Raw genomic sequence first — 14,727 nt, 5'->3', positions numbered from 1 at the left:
TATCTTAAAGGAAAATATATGGCAATGTCACTAAAGGTTATTGTTCCTCCTCATCCATTAATAAAACATTGGCTTTCAATATTGCGAGAAAAAAATACTCCAAATATTTTGTACTCAACAGGATATGAGCAATTAGGGAAATGGCTTACATATGAAGCATTACGTAGTTGGCTGCCATATAAAAAAGAAATAGTAAATACTGATAATGGGGATGCAGATGGATTCTTTATTAATAATGATTATCCAATAAAAGTGATCGCAATGTTGCCGGAAGGGTTATCTCTTTGGTTTGGATCTAAAGAAGTAATTCCTAATTCAACCCTCTCATTAGGAGAACTTCCTAAAACTATCGAATCAAATGAAGGAGTTATATTTTATTCAGAACAAATAACGACAAAATCAGCAACATTAGAAACTTTAATTAAATTAAGGGAATTAGGTGTTGATTCAAATAGGATTCTTTTAATAACTGCTATTTGCTCAAATAAAGGGTTAAATGAAATTGCAAAATTATTCCCTAATCAGGTAATTTACACTTCTTGCATAGATGAGGAAGACGAAAAAACACCATTATTAGTACCCGGTATTGGGAATCCTTTATCGCGTTTAAGTACTATATTTCAAGATAAGAACTAATATAGAATATAGGAGTAAATATTTTGCCAATGTCTGAATACAGAGATTCGTCTTCAAATAATCTTTTATCATTAATAAGCGGTGCTTTTATTGGAGCAGCAGGTCTAGCTTGGTGGTTAATTTCCGAAGCAGACAAAAGAAAGGAGGAAAAAAAACAAAAAGCAATGATGTATTCCTCCAGAATTCAAGACGGTTCTGAAGCGATTGATTCAAATGAAAATATAAATGAAGTTGAAGGAGAGAATTTGGAGAAGAAAGTTGAACAACTAAATTCTGCAATTGCTGATGTGAGGAAGCAACTTGAAGAGTTGGGACAATAGAATAAAAAGGGTTCTCAAATAATATGAATAAACTCAGATCATCTGCAATAACCCAAGGTGTGCAAAGATCCCCTAACAGATCGATGTTAAGAGCTGTTGGATTTAATGATGAAGATTTTAATAAACCAATTATTGGAGTTGCGAATGGATACAGCACCATAACGCCATGCAATATAGGTTTAAATAAGCTAGCTCTTAAAGCTGAAGAGTCAATAAAAAGATCAGGTGGGATGCCTCAGATGTTTGGAACTATAACAGTAAGTGATGGCATTTCTATGGGAACAGAGGGCATGAAATATTCCCTAGTTTCAAGAGAAGTTATTGCTGATTCAATTGAAACAGCATGCAATGCTCAGAGTATGGATGGAGTGCTTGCTATAGGTGGATGTGACAAAAATATGCCTGGTGCAATGATCGCGATTGCAAGAATGAATATTCCCGCAATTTTCATTTATGGAGGGACAATAAAACCTGGAAAGTTGCATGGAGAAGATCTTACTGTGGTTAGTGCATTTGAAGCTGTTGGACAATTAACATCAGGCAAAATTAATGAAGAAAGGCTTATGCAAGTTGAGAAAAATTGTATTCCTGGTGCTGGTAGTTGTGGAGGGATGTTTACAGCTAATACAATGTCTGCAGTTATTGAAGTATTAGGGTTAAGTCTTCCTCACAGTTCTACGATGTCTGCTGAAGATCTTGAAAAAGAAATAAGTGCGGATAAAAGTGCTGAGATATTAGTCTCTGCAATAGAAAAAGATATAAGACCTCTAGACCTAATGACAAAGAAAGCATTTGAAAATGCCATATCAGTAATCATGGCAATTGGAGGATCAACAAATGCGGTATTGCACATCTTAGCCATTGCAAATACTGCAGGAATAGATATCAACATTAATGATTTTGAGAGAATCAGACAAAAAGTACCCGTTATTTGTGACCTTAAACCGAGTGGTAAATATGTGACGGTTGATCTTCATAATGCAGGTGGGATTCCACAAGTAATGAAAATACTTTTGAATGCAGGATTGATTCATGGCGATTGCAAAAATATTGAAGGTAAAACCATCTCAGAATACTTACAGAATATTCCAGATAAGCCTCCAACAAATCAAAATGTCATAAGAGACATAGAAAACCCTCTTTATCAAAAGGGGCACCTAGCGATATTAAAAGGAAACTTAGCGAGCGAAGGTTCCGTAGCTAAAATTAGCGGAGTAAAAAACCCTGTATTAACAGGTCCAGCCAAGATTTTTGAGAGTGAAGAGGATTGTTTAAAATCGATATTGAATAATGATATCAAAGCTGGCGATGTTGTTGTTATTAGAAACGAAGGGCCTGTAGGAGGACCAGGTATGAGAGAGATGTTAGCTCCAACATCTGCAATTGTTGGTCAAGGCCTCGGAGAGAAGGTAGCTTTAATTACCGATGGCAGATTTAGCGGGGGTACTTATGGTCTGGTTGTGGGTCATATAGCCCCAGAGGCTGCTGTTGGCGGAAATATTGCTCTAATAAAACAAGGTGATTTAATTACAGTAGATGCTATAAAGCAACTTATTGAAGTTGATTTATCTGACGAAGAATTAGAAAAAAGAAAAAAGGATTGGTTAAAGCCTAAACCAAAATACAAAAGAGGGATACTTTCAAAATATTCGAAAATCGTAAGCACATCAAGTTTAGGGGCTGTTACTGATTTATAGATCAGCTCAAAGTTTATTTACTTAATCAATAAAGCTTTTTATCCTATTTGCTAGATTTTCCAATCTAGCGCTGTATTTTGGTGAGTCACATTTTTTCCCATTATTGCTATTCATCCACAATGTTTTAACTCCACACCACAATATAGGTTCATCAGGAAAATTAAGCTTAGAGATAACTAAAACTAACTCTTTATTGGATTTAAAAAGCTCTAATTCAAGATCATAAATTTCTAATCTTTTACCTTCTTTATCTCGACATAAGATATTAACCGTCAAATCAATATCTTCTTCTTCAATTTCGTATTCACCATTTATTTTTACGACAGAATGCACAAAAGGTTTATTTGTTAAATCTGCTGACTTAGCGATTAAGCTCTCTATATTTTTAGATCGATTTTCAAATAACACTTATTGATTTAATTAAAACTTTTATGGAACCCTGTTTAAACTCATTATTAAGTAATCCATCATCACCAAACTTAGAGTGTAGTAGTTGCAATCTTCTGATTTTAGAAGGCTTGAATTTAAATGGGAACCGTACCTTATTAGCTCTTACTGAAGGTTTTAGCTCACTAAACGGAATTTGAACATTTGTTGTTCCGAATTTTTTTGTTGGGAATGATTTAATCCATCTAAGACCACCAGGAATAAATTCTGTTAGTCCAAGAAGATCATCTTCGCAAGCAACAGCAAATTTAAAAGTTCTTCCTTGTCCATCAATATTTAATTCGAAGGATGAATATTCAGATACATTTAAGGAGGGTTTATAAATAGGCGATCTACAACTAACAAATCCTCCAGCTTTCTCGACAATATTACCCTTTAATAACAAACCAGAATTTAAAATTTCACAAAAAGCTGAACTTGATCCGCCCATAACAGTGTCATTTAATGTTTTCCAACCATCAAACTCCTTTTTCTGGAATAAAAATTTTTTCTTACTCATTAAATAATTTAAATTATTAATAGACTTTAACTAAATTTCTAATTCTTTTGCTGAATCCTGATCGCAAAATACTGATATTTGATTAATAGATTTTATTAATTTTGATGGTGTTCTATCTGGAGGCTCTTTTTCATCTAACAACCTCTCAAGAGCAATTCTTTTATTAGCTCCACTAACCAAAAATACTATTTTTGATGAGGCTGAAAGGACCTTTGGCGTTAATGAAATTCTTTTTAATCCTTTGCCTTCATTAAAAATCACAAAATCATCTACATTGTTATTTTTTTGATAAGGAAATAGTGAAGCTGTATGACCATCGTCTCCAAGACCTAATAAAGTCAAATCAAATGAGGGAGGGTTTGATTCGCATTTTTCAAATAATTTTGAAATAAATTGATTTTTGGTAGTTTCATCATCAGCGTTTATATCATTGAAAATTTCATAAAAATAAGCTTTAGATCCAAAATTAGTTAATAAAGAATTTCTCAACATTAACGAGTTACTTAATTCTGAATTTGGATCAACACATCTTTCATCTCCTAAAAAGACATCAACCATGTCCCATCGAAGATCATTATTAGATAAAAGATGATACACAGATTTAGGAGTTGAACCTCCACTTACACAAAATTTGAACCTGTCTTTCTTTTTTAAAGTATAAATAATGTGGCTTTGAATAAACTTAAAAACCGCTTTTGATAGTTCTAACTTGTCTTTGTATATATTTAAGGTGTATCCATTTTTGACCTTTTCAATCATTTCATCCATTCAGTATGAAAACTACCTTCCTTATCAATTCTTTCATATGTATGAGAGCCAAAACAATCTCTCATTGCCTGAACAAGATTCTGAGGAAGTCTATTTGTTCTATAACTATTCAAATAATCTAAAGTACTGGATAAACATGGGACTGGTATACCTGCCTTTGTGGATAGAGAAACTACCTTAGCTAAGTTATCTAATCTTGTCGCAATTTCATTATTAAACCAATCATCAAAAATTAAATTTTTCAGATCAGGGTCTTTGTTATAAGCATCTTGAATTTTACTTAATAATTTTGATCTAATTATGCAACCACCTTTCCATATTTGAGCAATTGACGGCATATTCAAACCATAGTTATATACTGCAGATGCTTCTCTTAAAATATCCATACCTTGGGAATAGCTAGCAATTGTGGCAAGGACCACAGCATCAAATAAAGGTTTCATTCCATCTGATATAGTCCCTAAATCAAAATCCTCTATCTCTTTAGAAGGAATAGTTTTTTCAATCTCACTACGTTGCTCTTTTAAAGAACTCATTACTCTTGCATTTAAAGATGCATAAATAGTTGGGACTGATACCCCAAGTTCTAGAGCACTTACAACAGTCCATAAACCTGTACCTTTCTGGCCAGCTTTATCTAATATTTTTTCCACGACATCATCTCCAGTAATCTCATCTTTTGTATTTAGACAAATCTCTGTTATTTCAACAAGATAAGAAGCTAATTCATCAGTATTATTCCAGATACCAAATACCTCTGACATCTGCTGTCCATTCATACCTTTGACTCTCTTCATAAGGTCATATGCTTCTGCAAGTATTTGTTCAATTCCATATTCAATTCCGTTATGAACAGTTTTTACAAAATGACCTGAGCCTCCTGGTCCAACATATGCAACACATGGTCCGTCTTCAACTTTGGCAGCCATTTTTGTTAGTAAGCTTTCTATTGCATCATATGAAGCCTTAGTACCACCGGGCATCATACTTGGACCCTCTAGAGCTCCTTTGGCACCTCCAGAGACTCCCATCCCAATGTATCCAAAACTTTTACTTTCAAGAGTATTCACCCTTCTTTCAGTATCTTTGAATTGAGAGTTACCACCATCTATTAATAAATCTCCTTCCTCGAGATATCCAGAAATATTATCAATGACAGCATCTGTTGCTGGCCCAGCTTTTACCATCATGAGAATTCTTCTAGGTCTTTCTAGCTTGTTCACAAATTCTTGAAGAGTTTCAGCTCCTTCTATATTCTTCCCGAGGCCACGACCTTGTAAAAATTCTTCAGTTTTTGAGTAAGTCCTATTAAAAACTACACTTGAAAATCCATTTCTTTCTGCGTTAAGAACTAAATTTTCGCCCATAACACCAAGACCTATTAAACCAAAATGTGCCTTGGACATAAAAAATTAAAAAACTCAATAAATATAGTTTGCCTGCTACTCAACAAAATTGCTCAAAAAAATTACTTATGTCAGCGAAAAATGATGGAAAAGATTTAAATAACAGTTCCGTTTGCAATAGTTGCATTTTTAACTACTACAACAATTCCATTCCTGATGTAAAAGCCTAATTCTGGCTTATCTGCTTCTTCTACTCGATCTTTATTAATAATCACAACATTATCACCAATTCTTGTATTCTTATCAAGGATTGCTCTTTTTACAGTAGTCCCTTCACCTACTCCAAGAGGCGTTCCGCCCCCTTTTCTTAATGCAATCCTCTCTTCAGGGGATTCAAAGAAATCTGCCCCCATAACAAGAGTATCCTCAAGAACCGAGTCACTTTCAATTCTGCTTCTTACACCTAAAACACAATGCAAAATACTGCATGACTTCAGAATTGTTCCTTCACAAACAATTGAATCAGTAATTTGAGCATCTACAAGTTTAGAAGGGGGTAAAAATCTGGGTCTAGTATAAATTGGAAATTTCTCATCATAAAAACTAAATGGAGGTTTTGGTTGCTCAGTCAATGCAAGGTTTGACTCAAAGAATGCCCCAATGGTGCCGATATCTTCCCAATAATCATCGAATACATAACTTTTAAGAGTATCGCCTCTCTTAAGGGCCTCTGGAATTATGTCCTTACCAAAATCCGTATAATTAGGAAATTTATTTAGAAGATCAAAAAGAGTATTTCTGCTAAAAACATAAATACCCATTGAGGCTAAATATGGTTTTTCGGCAGCTGACTCCTTACTTAATCCAAATTTTGAAGTATCTACTGCCATAGCCTTCAACTTCTCTCCAGTAGGCTTTTCACTAAATTCTTTAATATTTCCTACATCATCGGTTCTCATTAGGCCAAAACCTTCTGCCTGGGCCTCATCAACAGGCAAAGCTGCAACAGTTAAATCAGCACCATTATCTCTATGATGTTGAACAAATAAACTGTAGTCCATTCTGTACAGTTGATCACCTGACAATATTAAATATTCATCAACATCCCATTCTTGAAATAACCATTGGTATTTTCTTACAGCATCAGCAGTACCTTCAAACCATTTGGGACTATCAGGTGTCTGTTGTGCCGCTAAAACCTCCACAAATCCTTGGCCGAAAGGGCCATTTAAATTATAGGTTCTTCCTATATGTCTATTTAGAGATGCACTATTGAACTGGGTCAATACGTACATTTTTTCAATGCCTGAATTTATACAATTACTAATCGGAATATCTATCAAACGATATTTACCTGCTAATGGCACAGCAGGTTTAGCCCTCATTTTTGTTAGAGGGTAAAGTCTAGAACCTTTTCCTCCGCCGAGGATTATGGCCAACACACGCTTCATTCAATCTAATGGAGGTAGATATACAACTATTTAAAGTAACTGATTATGGGCATATTTAGAAATAAAAATGGTCAGTTTACAAAGGTATTTCGATAAATTACTGGAAAAACTTAATATAAATCGAAAAAAGTTAGTTATTTTTATCCTCTTCTACCAAAGAAAACAATTTTTCAACGATTTTCAAAGAAACTTGTCTTTCTTCTCTTGATTGAGGACTTCTCAACTTGGTAACAGGCGTATGAAGTATTTTATTAATTATTCCTTTAGTCAGAGCTTCCACAACTTTTCTTTCTCGAGCCGAAAAATCTGGTCCCATTCTGCTAAGTGCTTTTTGCAATTCCTCTTTTCGAATTAATTCCAAATCTGATCTAAGTTTATTAATTACTGGAACGGCCTCTAAACTTGCCCACCATTCTAGAAAAATGATCCTTTCTTCTTCTACTAAAGATTCCGCTTCCTTTGCTATTTTCTGTCTAAATTCTTGATTTCTTGAAACGACCTCTTGTAAGTCATCAACATCAAATGATTTTACAAATTCATGTTGTTTGACATCATTAGATATATTTCTCGGAACACCAATATCAATAAATTTAAGTCTATTACTCAAATTTATTTTTTCAATTTTTGTGAGATCAATAATTGGCTCTTCAGAAGCAGTACTGGTGAAAACAAGCGAAGATAATGAAATGTTTTCTTCTAATTCGTTTAACCCTTTACAAACAATCTCTAAATCAGGGAAGTCTTGAGCAAGATTTAATGCTCTATCAATATTTCTATTTAAAATGATAAGTTTATGACATCCTTTTGATTTTAAATGAGTTATTAAAAGCCTACTCATTCGTCCTGCGCCAACAACAAGAACATTCTCTGATTCCAAACTTACAAGAGTATCAAAACCCTTTTCTTGTCCAATTTTTAATTGAGCTAGTTCTACCGCTGCTGAACTTATTGAGACGGCTCCAGTTCCTAAATTTGTTTCGGATCTTACTTTTTTACCTGTACTAACTGATTGAGTTAATAATCTATTAAGAATTGGTCCAGTAGATTGATTCTCTTGACCTAATCTCATCATTTTTTTTACCTGCGAGAGGATTTGTCCTTCACCTAAAACGAGGCTATCGAGTCCTGCCGAGACTTTCATCAAATGCAAAACTGCTTCTTCCTGTCTAAAGCAAAAAAGATGTGGATTTAAATCTTCAAAAATAATTCCAGAATATTCTGATATGAATTCTTTAATTGATGAAATTCCAGTATTTTTATCCTTTACTAGCGCATATATTTCCAGCCTATTACAAGTACTTAAAATTGACACCTCTAATACATCAGAGAAAGCTTTTAACGCTTTCAATGACTCTGTTATGGATTGGTCAGGAATACTTAACTTCTCACGCACTTCGACAGGTGCCGTGCGATGACTCAGTCCGACGACAACAATATGCATAAAATCAAAAGTGAATTTTTAAAGGCTGATACTCTTAGCACCATCTTTTATATGGACAGTATTTGTGAACCTTGCAGTACTATCTAATGTACTAATAACAAGACTACTTGTTCTAACACAATCCCTTTCAAATTTAACTCCGTCAAATAATAATCCATCAGTTATTCCACTTCCAGCGAAAACAACATTTTCTCCCGATGCCAATTCATTCGCTTCATAGATTTTATCTATATCTGTTATGCCCATTTCATTAAGACGTTTTATATTTCCTTCTTTTGTGTAATCAGCCCATTCAGAAGTTTGAGCGATTGCTGGATCATAAACTAGTTGTCCTTGAAAGTGTCCGCCAAGAGCTCTCATTGCAGCCGCTGAAATAACACCCTCTGGAGCTGCACCTATACCCATCAAGCAATGTGTTCCAGTACCTGCAAAACCACATGCAATCGCAGCTTGAACATCACCATCAGAAATCGGTTGTACTTTTGCACCACATCCTCGAATCTCTTTAATTAATTCTTTATGCCTAGTTCTATCCATTACAACTACAGTAAGCTCATCAATAGATAGGCCCAAGCAATCACTTAGTATCTTCAAGTTTTCAGTAGCTGAATTTCTAATATCTACTTTACCTTTGGCCGCAGGAGGTGCTGCTAATTTGTTCATATAAAAATCAGGCGCATTGAAAAGACCACCCGTATCAGAAGCAGCTAAAACCGCCATAGAACCTCTTTGATTATTCGCACAAAGATTTGTTCCTTCACAAGGATCTACTGCAAAGTCAACCCCTGGGCCATTTCCACTACCAACCTCTTCACCTATATAAAGCATAGGTGCTTCATCTCTTTCACCTTCTCCAATAACAATTTTCCCTTTCATTTCAATTTTGCCCATTCGCAATCTCATTGCTTCTACAGCTGCAGCATCAGCTTCATCTTTTTGACCAAGTCCTGTTAGTTTTGCTGAGGCAATAGCTGCTTGCTCGACAACTTCGAGAATTTCTTGAATTAAAGTTTGATTCACAATTAAATTTTGAGGATTTTCTTAAAGGTTTTGAGTATGATCTCATAAAACATGACATTTTTTATGAGAATTATTATGCTAGTAAGCTTTTTTTAACTCTTTACAGGTGATACTTTATCAGGCCGTGACTTGAAATTAGGAATAAACAACTAAATATAGTATCTTTATTAAATATTTTAAAAATTAAATGACTGAGTCAAATCAACCAAATTTAGCTGGTGTTAATAGACCAATTCAAATAATTCCTTCAGTTTTACCAGCAGATTGGGCAAATATGGGGGCATGTGTGAAAGAGCTCGAGGAAGCTGGGGTAGATAGAATTCAATTTGATGTAATGGATGGGAATTTCGTGCCAAATCTTACATTCGGTCCTGAAATGATTTCGGCATGCAGGAAATATTGCAATGTCCCTTTTGAAACTCAATTAATGGTAAGTCAATACAACTGTGAAACCATGCTTGAATCTTATGTAAACGCTACAAAGGGAGCGAATGGCGAACCAGGAGTAGTAATAGCTCATGCCGAAGCAAATATTCATTTGCATAGAGTCCTTGGAAGAATAAGAGATTTAGGAGGATCTCCCTCTGTTGCATTAAACCCTCATACTCCTTTTGAAATGATTAAAAATATTATGGATATGGTTGATCATGTTTTAGTTATGACAGTTAATCCAGGCTTTGGGGGACAAGCTTATATACCAACAATGCTTAATAAAATCAGAGAAATAAGAAACTTTGTTATCGAAAAAAACTTAAATGTCGATATTGAAGTAGATGGGGGAATAAAAGCAAATTGGACTATTTCACAATGTGCAGATGCTGGAGCTAATTGTTTTATAGCAGGTAGTGGAATGTTTGCTTACCCAACGTTAAAAGAGGGATGTGATGACTTGAGAAAAGTTGCACAAGAAGCTCAAAAGGGGAATGTTCTTTCTGAACCTCAATAAATATAAATATTCCGGGAGATTAACAAATCACCCAAATATCCAGCCATAACTATGTAACCCTATTCCTAAGAAATTAACTCCTAAATAACATACTAAAACTACTAAAAAGCCTGTAGATGCTAATAATGCTGGTCTACGTCCTTGCCAACCCTTGCTTATTCTCATATGCAGATAAGCGGCATAAAATAACCAGGAGATAAATGCCCATGTTTCTTTTGGATCCCAACTCCACCATGTGCCCCAAGCCTCATTAGCCCAGACCGCACCTGAAATTAAACCAAGGGTCAAAAGAACAAAGCCGATTAATATAGAACGATAACTTAATGTATCTAATTCTTCTGAATGAGAAAAATCAATAGGTTCAACTAAATCATTTACAGGATAGCTATTTGAAATTTTAAATCCTCCTATACCGGTAGAACTACTTCTGATTTGAAGCGGCTTATTTTTATTAATAAACAGCACGGACATTGAAAGTAAAGAACCTATTATTAATGCTGCATAACTAAGCATTACGACACTAACATGCATTACTAACCAACTAGACCTTAAAGCTGGAACTAAGTTTGACGATAATTTTAAATCCTCAGGTAAAACAAAACAAGCAAAAGCCACAGTCAGTAACTCAATAGGTATAGCAATTGAGGGAATTATTGGAGCTTGGTATTCTCTCTCAACCAATAGTTGACCTAATGTGATACCCCAAGTAAGGAAATAAAGAGATTCGTACAAATTACTGATAGGAAAGTGCCCAGAAATTGACCACCTAAAAAGTAATTGTAATGTTATCAATAAGTTCACTAAAATCGTAATAAGTCTTACAGCAGAAGAAGACTTTTTTTTAAAAACTGCACCCAAAGATATTGGTAAGTTAATCAATAAAAAATAAAAAACTAAAAGGCCTAAAACTGAAACCGGTTCATATATTAAATTTTTAAAAAAATTATCTAGTATCATCTCAAGAAATTTCTCAAGTTTTAATATTTAATGACAACCAAATAATAATTAAAATCATTCTTATTTGAGTAAAACTTTAATAATAAAGTTTTAATTTATTTTTAAAAAAGCATTTCAAAGTTTGAAATTATCTCCTAGATAATACTTCTTGACTATTGGATTATCAGCTAATTCACTTGATGAACCGTAAGCTAAAATTTTTCCTTCACTTAATACATATGATTTGTTTGTAATTAAAAGGGTTTCCCTCACATTATGGTCTGTAATAAGAATCCCGACCCCATCAATACTTAACTTAAGAATTAGTTTCTTTAGATCATTAACAGCTAGAGGATCGATCCCAGCAAAAGGTTCATCCAATAACAAATATTTAGGTCCTTTTCTCCCTACAGTTAGAGCCCTAGCTATTTCGCACCTCCTCCTCTCTCCTCCTGAAAGTTGGTAACCATAATTATCTACAAAGTTATTCAAATTAAATTCATTGATTAATTGTTCTCTTCTATTTCTAATTGCCGCCCGACTATAAGATGAATTTTGCAAAGCCAAATCTATATTATCCTTAACAGTTAGGTTTCTAAATATACTTGCTTCTTGAGTTAAATAACCTAACCCAAGTCTTGATCTGATTGGGAGAGGAAGTTTGGTTATATTTTTCCCATTCATTAAAATTTCACCTTTATCAGGTTTTATATTCCCAACTGCGAGATTAAAAGTGGTAGTTTTCCCTGCGCCATTAGGTCCCATCAAACCTACAACTTCCCCTGGATTTACAGTTATGGAGACATCATTTACGATTAATCTTCCCTTAATTGAAAGGGAAACATTATGAATCTTTAGGTTCATTTTTCTTGAGATCGATTAGTTTTCTTGTTTTCTTGAAAAAATAATTGGATAGAAAATAAAAATTCCATTGAAGATAAAGATATAATCATAATCATCAAAGAGGTTTCAAAAAAGGCTTATCGCTCTCATTTAATAGCTCTTTATATTGTAATTTCCTCAATAAATCCTCCAAACATTGGCAGAAGGATTCAAGATCAATTCCTAAATTAATCTTGGTTCTAGTTTTTATCCTACCTAAACCCTCTCCAAGCAAAATAGTGGCTCCATTTAAATTACCCTTACTTAAGTGAAACTGAGAAACAGATACTTGTAAAATTCCCTGGATAACTTGTCTTTCGTCTCCATCAACGGTATTCCATATTTCTTCAAAAGCATCATGAGCCTCATACCATTCATGATTATTAAAAAGATTTAAAGCAGTAAAAAGAGAATCTTTAAAACTATTTGTACTTTCTTCGTTCATGAAATTAATTATTAATTTCTTTTCTTTTTATTAATTTTTCTCATTCTTATTGAATCCGGTGTTACCTCAAGCATTTCATCAGGACCAATATATTCGAGTGCTCTTTCAAGGGTAATATCAACAGGTGACTGCAAAGTATCAAGTTCTTCTGCCCCTGCAGACCTCATATTGGTCAACTGCTTAGTTTTACATATATTCAACTCAAGATCTTGAGGTCGATTATTCTCTCCAATTATCATTCCCTTATAAACTTTAATTCCAGGTTTAATGAAATATACTCCCCTATCTTCAGCATTTTTTAAAGCATAAAATGTGGCCACACCTTCCTCAAAAGCTATAAGAACGCCATTCCTTCTTGTTTCAAAGTCTCCTGTTTTAGGTTTGTATTCATAAAAAGAATGACTCATGATACCTTCACCTCTGGTTATTCTTACAAATTCCCCGCGAAATCCAATTAAGCCTCTTGATGGTACAAGAAATTCTAATTGAGTTCTACCATCTGAACTTGTCTGCATGTTTTTCATCTCTGCCTTTCTAGATCCAAGTTTTTCGATGCAAGAACCAACAGACACTTCAGGTACATCTAAAACCAAAGTCTCTATAGGCTCACATTCAACATTATCAATTTCTCTGAAAATTACTTGAGGTTGTGAGATTTGAAACTCAAAACCCTCTCTTCTCATAGTTTCAATCAATATCCCTAGATGTAATTCTCCTCTTCCTGAAACTGAAAACCTGTCAGGAGAATCAGTTTCTTCTACTCTCAAGGCAACATTTGTTAAAAGTTCCCTCTCCAATCTATTTTTTAATTGTCTACTAGTAACAAATTTCCCTTCCTTACCTGCAAATGGTGAATCATTTACAACAAAAGTCATATTTAAGGTAGGTTCATCAACTTTGATTAATGGAAGAGGATGAGGAGAATCGGGACATGCTATGGTCTCACCAATATTGACGTCATCAAAACCAGAAACAGCAACAATATCACCTGCAAATGCTTCATTTATATCAATTCTTTGTAATCCTTCAAATCCTAAAAGTTTACTAACCTTACCTTTAATAGTTTTTCCGTTTTCTTTTATTAAGCTAGCCTGTTGGCCATTTTTTATAGTCCCATTGTGGATCTTTCCAATTACTATTCTGCCTAAGAAATCAGAATAGTCCAAAGTTGTTATTTGTAGCTGAAGAGGCTTATTAGAATCACCTACTGGAGGAGGAACGTGTCTGATAATAGCCTCAAAAAGAGGCATCATATTGTCACTATTAGATTCCATTTCTTCTTTTGCGAAACCAGATAAACCGCTCCCAAAAAGATAAGGGAAATCACATTGATCATCATCAGCTCCTAACTCCAAAAACAAATCAAGGACCTTATCAATTGCTATTTCTGGTACTACTCGTGGTCTATCAATTTTATTTACAAAGACTATAGGCCTAAGTCCTTTTTCTAATGCTTTTTTTAAAACAAATCTTGTTTGAGGCATAGGTCCCTCATTTGCATCAACAATAAGTAGACAACCATCAACCATTCCCAAAACCCTCTCAACTTCCCCTCCAAAATCTGCATGTCCAGGTGTGTCTATAATATTAATTCTGGTGTCTTTATAGTTAACTGCGGTATTTTTTGAGAGAATTGTTATCCCCCTTTCTCTCTCAAGATCATTTGAATCCATTACACATGTAGGGATAACTTCATTGTCTCTAAATATTCCTGATTGAGATAACAATGCATCTACAAGTGTTGTCTTCCCATGATCTACGTGAGCAATAATTGCAACATTTCTAATTTCTTTTATCGAAGATGACATTTATAGAATTTATATGAATAGTAGTTTGACTTTATTAAGGCTAACTCAAAGTATGCTTATTATGAGAATTTTCTCTTTAAGACTT

15 protein-coding genes are annotated in these 14,727 nt (G+C 34.2%); 4 read left to right on the top strand and 11 right to left on the bottom strand.

All coding sequences use genetic code 11. The annotated features are described in order from the left end of the window. The first annotated feature begins 18 nt into the window (after window positions 1-18). Genes AMO19_RS07450 through ilvD form a run of 3 tightly spaced genes read left to right on the top strand, consistent with a single transcriptional unit; the run spans window position 19 to window position 2,653 of the window. The gene (locus AMO19_RS07450; protein ID WP_075507932.1) at window positions 19-636 is read left to right on the top strand and encodes a uracil phosphoribosyltransferase; all 618 of its coding nucleotides are present in this window, start codon (window positions 19-21) and stop codon (window positions 634-636) included. Between the two features lie 29 nt (window positions 637-665). Then, the gene (locus tag AMO19_RS07445) at window positions 666-956 is read left to right on the top strand and encodes a hypothetical protein (protein ID WP_011376338.1); all 291 of its coding nucleotides are present in this window, start codon (window positions 666-668) and stop codon (window positions 954-956) included. Between the two features lie 23 nt (window positions 957-979). After that, window positions 980-2,653, top strand: coding sequence for a dihydroxy-acid dehydratase (ilvD, locus tag AMO19_RS07440; RefSeq protein WP_075507931.1), 1,674 nt, complete (start codon window positions 980-982; stop codon window positions 2,651-2,653). A gap of 21 nt (window positions 2,654-2,674) precedes the next feature. On the opposite strand, the gene AMO19_RS07435 is transcribed toward ilvD, so the two are convergent. The 7 genes from AMO19_RS07435 to glpX form a co-directional block, all read right to left on the bottom strand. Continuing rightward, a complete protein-coding gene (locus AMO19_RS07435) occupies window positions 2,675-3,061 on the bottom strand; it encodes a coat-like protein (protein WP_075507930.1) in 387 nt (128 codons plus the stop codon). After that, window positions 3,051-3,599: a CIA30 family protein gene (locus AMO19_RS07430; RefSeq protein WP_075507929.1), complete on the bottom strand. Its 549-nt coding sequence runs from the start codon at window positions 3,597-3,599 to the stop codon at window positions 3,051-3,053. The genes AMO19_RS07435 and AMO19_RS07430 overlap by 11 nt, the downstream gene beginning before the upstream one ends. 30 nt (window positions 3,600-3,629) lie before the next feature. Further along, window positions 3,630-4,367 (bottom strand): 6-phosphogluconolactonase, encoded by a 738-nt coding sequence (gene pgl, locus AMO19_RS07425; RefSeq protein ID WP_075507928.1) that lies wholly within the window; start codon window positions 4,365-4,367, stop codon window positions 3,630-3,632. Then, on the bottom strand, window positions 4,355-5,773 hold the full coding sequence (gene gndA, locus AMO19_RS07420) for an NADP-dependent phosphogluconate dehydrogenase (RefSeq protein ID WP_075507927.1): 1,419 nt from the start codon (window positions 5,771-5,773) through the stop codon (window positions 4,355-4,357). The genes pgl and gndA overlap by 13 nt, the downstream gene beginning before the upstream one ends. Window positions 5,774-5,868: 95 nt before the next feature. Beyond that, window positions 5,869-7,164 (bottom strand): glucose-1-phosphate adenylyltransferase, encoded by a 1,296-nt coding sequence (locus AMO19_RS07415; RefSeq protein ID WP_075507926.1) that lies wholly within the window; start codon window positions 7,162-7,164, stop codon window positions 5,869-5,871. 130 nt (window positions 7,165-7,294) lie between these two features. Further along, entirely contained in the window at window positions 7,295-8,605 is a 1,311-nt protein-coding gene (locus AMO19_RS07410; protein ID WP_075507925.1) for a glutamyl-tRNA reductase, read from the bottom strand. An 18-nt stretch (window positions 8,606-8,623) separates the two neighbouring features. Beyond that, window positions 8,624-9,625, bottom strand: a complete 1,002-nt coding sequence (gene glpX / locus AMO19_RS07405; protein ID WP_075507924.1) for a class II fructose-bisphosphatase — start codon at window positions 9,623-9,625, stop codon at window positions 8,624-8,626. 187 nt (window positions 9,626-9,812) lie between these two features. Between glpX and rpe the strand changes: the two genes are divergently transcribed. After that, complete coding sequence (gene rpe, locus AMO19_RS07400) at window positions 9,813-10,571, top strand: ribulose-phosphate 3-epimerase (RefSeq protein WP_075507923.1); 759 nt, start codon at window positions 9,813-9,815, stop codon at window positions 10,569-10,571. A gap of 27 nt (window positions 10,572-10,598) precedes the next feature. Here the strand turns inward: rpe and ccsB are convergent, their stop codons facing one another. From ccsB to typA, 4 genes are all read right to left on the bottom strand, one after another. Beyond that, window positions 10,599-11,528, bottom strand: coding sequence for a c-type cytochrome biogenesis protein CcsB (ccsB, locus tag AMO19_RS07395; protein ID WP_075507922.1), 930 nt, complete (start codon window positions 11,526-11,528; stop codon window positions 10,599-10,601). Between the two features lie 114 nt (window positions 11,529-11,642). Further along, window positions 11,643-12,371, bottom strand: coding sequence for an LPS export ABC transporter ATP-binding protein (lptB, locus tag AMO19_RS07390; RefSeq protein WP_075507921.1), 729 nt, complete (start codon window positions 12,369-12,371; stop codon window positions 11,643-11,645). A gap of 94 nt (window positions 12,372-12,465) precedes the next feature. Next, entirely contained in the window at window positions 12,466-12,834 is a 369-nt protein-coding gene (locus AMO19_RS07385; protein WP_075507920.1) for a DUF309 domain-containing protein, read from the bottom strand. A gap of 11 nt (window positions 12,835-12,845) precedes the next feature. After that, complete coding sequence (gene typA, locus AMO19_RS07380) at window positions 12,846-14,642, bottom strand: translational GTPase TypA (protein WP_025923065.1); 1,797 nt, start codon at window positions 14,640-14,642, stop codon at window positions 12,846-12,848. Window positions 14,643-14,727: the final 85 nt, after the last annotated feature.

This window comes from Prochlorococcus marinus (genome assembly GCF_001180245.1).
Classification (GTDB): domain Bacteria; phylum Cyanobacteriota; class Cyanobacteriia; order PCC-6307; family Cyanobiaceae; genus Prochlorococcus_A; species Prochlorococcus_A marinus_F.
The sequence above is the reverse complement of the archived record's forward strand: the minus strand, read 5'-3'. Positions and strand labels throughout refer to the sequence as shown.

What these genes read in the sequence shown, in the direction of transcription:
- AMO19_RS07445 (WP_011376338.1), top strand. Translation starts at nt 666, where the DNA reads ATGTCTGAATACAGAGATTCGTCTTCAAATAATCTTTTATCATTAATA.
- AMO19_RS07450 (WP_075507932.1), top strand. Translation starts at nt 19, where the DNA reads ATGGCAATGTCACTAAAGGTTATTGTTCCTCCTCATCCATTAATAAAA.
- gndA (WP_075507927.1), bottom strand. Translation starts at nt 5,773, where the DNA reads ATGTCCAAGGCACATTTTGGTTTAATAGGTCTTGGTGTTATGGGCGAA.
- AMO19_RS07410 (WP_075507925.1), bottom strand. Translation starts at nt 8,605, where the DNA reads ATGCATATTGTTGTCGTCGGACTGAGTCATCGCACGGCACCTGTCGAA.
- AMO19_RS07415 (WP_075507926.1), bottom strand. Translation starts at nt 7,164, where the DNA reads ATGAAGCGTGTGTTGGCCATAATCCTCGGCGGAGGAAAAGGTTCTAGA.
- rpe (WP_075507923.1), top strand. Translation starts at nt 9,813, where the DNA reads ATGACTGAGTCAAATCAACCAAATTTAGCTGGTGTTAATAGACCAATT.
- AMO19_RS07430 (WP_075507929.1), bottom strand. Translation starts at nt 3,599, where the DNA reads ATGAGTAAGAAAAAATTTTTATTCCAGAAAAAGGAGTTTGATGGTTGG.
- typA (WP_025923065.1), bottom strand. Translation starts at nt 14,642, where the DNA reads ATGTCATCTTCGATAAAAGAAATTAGAAATGTTGCAATTATTGCTCAC.
- lptB (WP_075507921.1), bottom strand. Translation starts at nt 12,371, where the DNA reads ATGAACCTAAAGATTCATAATGTTTCCCTTTCAATTAAGGGAAGATTA.
- ccsB (WP_075507922.1), bottom strand. Translation starts at nt 11,528, where the DNA reads ATGATACTAGATAATTTTTTTAAAAATTTAATATATGAACCGGTTTCA.
- pgl (WP_075507928.1), bottom strand. Translation starts at nt 4,367, where the DNA reads ATGGATGAAATGATTGAAAAGGTCAAAAATGGATACACCTTAAATATA.
- AMO19_RS07385 (WP_075507920.1), bottom strand. Translation starts at nt 12,834, where the DNA reads ATGAACGAAGAAAGTACAAATAGTTTTAAAGATTCTCTTTTTACTGCT.
- ilvD (WP_075507931.1), top strand. Translation starts at nt 980, where the DNA reads ATGAATAAACTCAGATCATCTGCAATAACCCAAGGTGTGCAAAGATCC.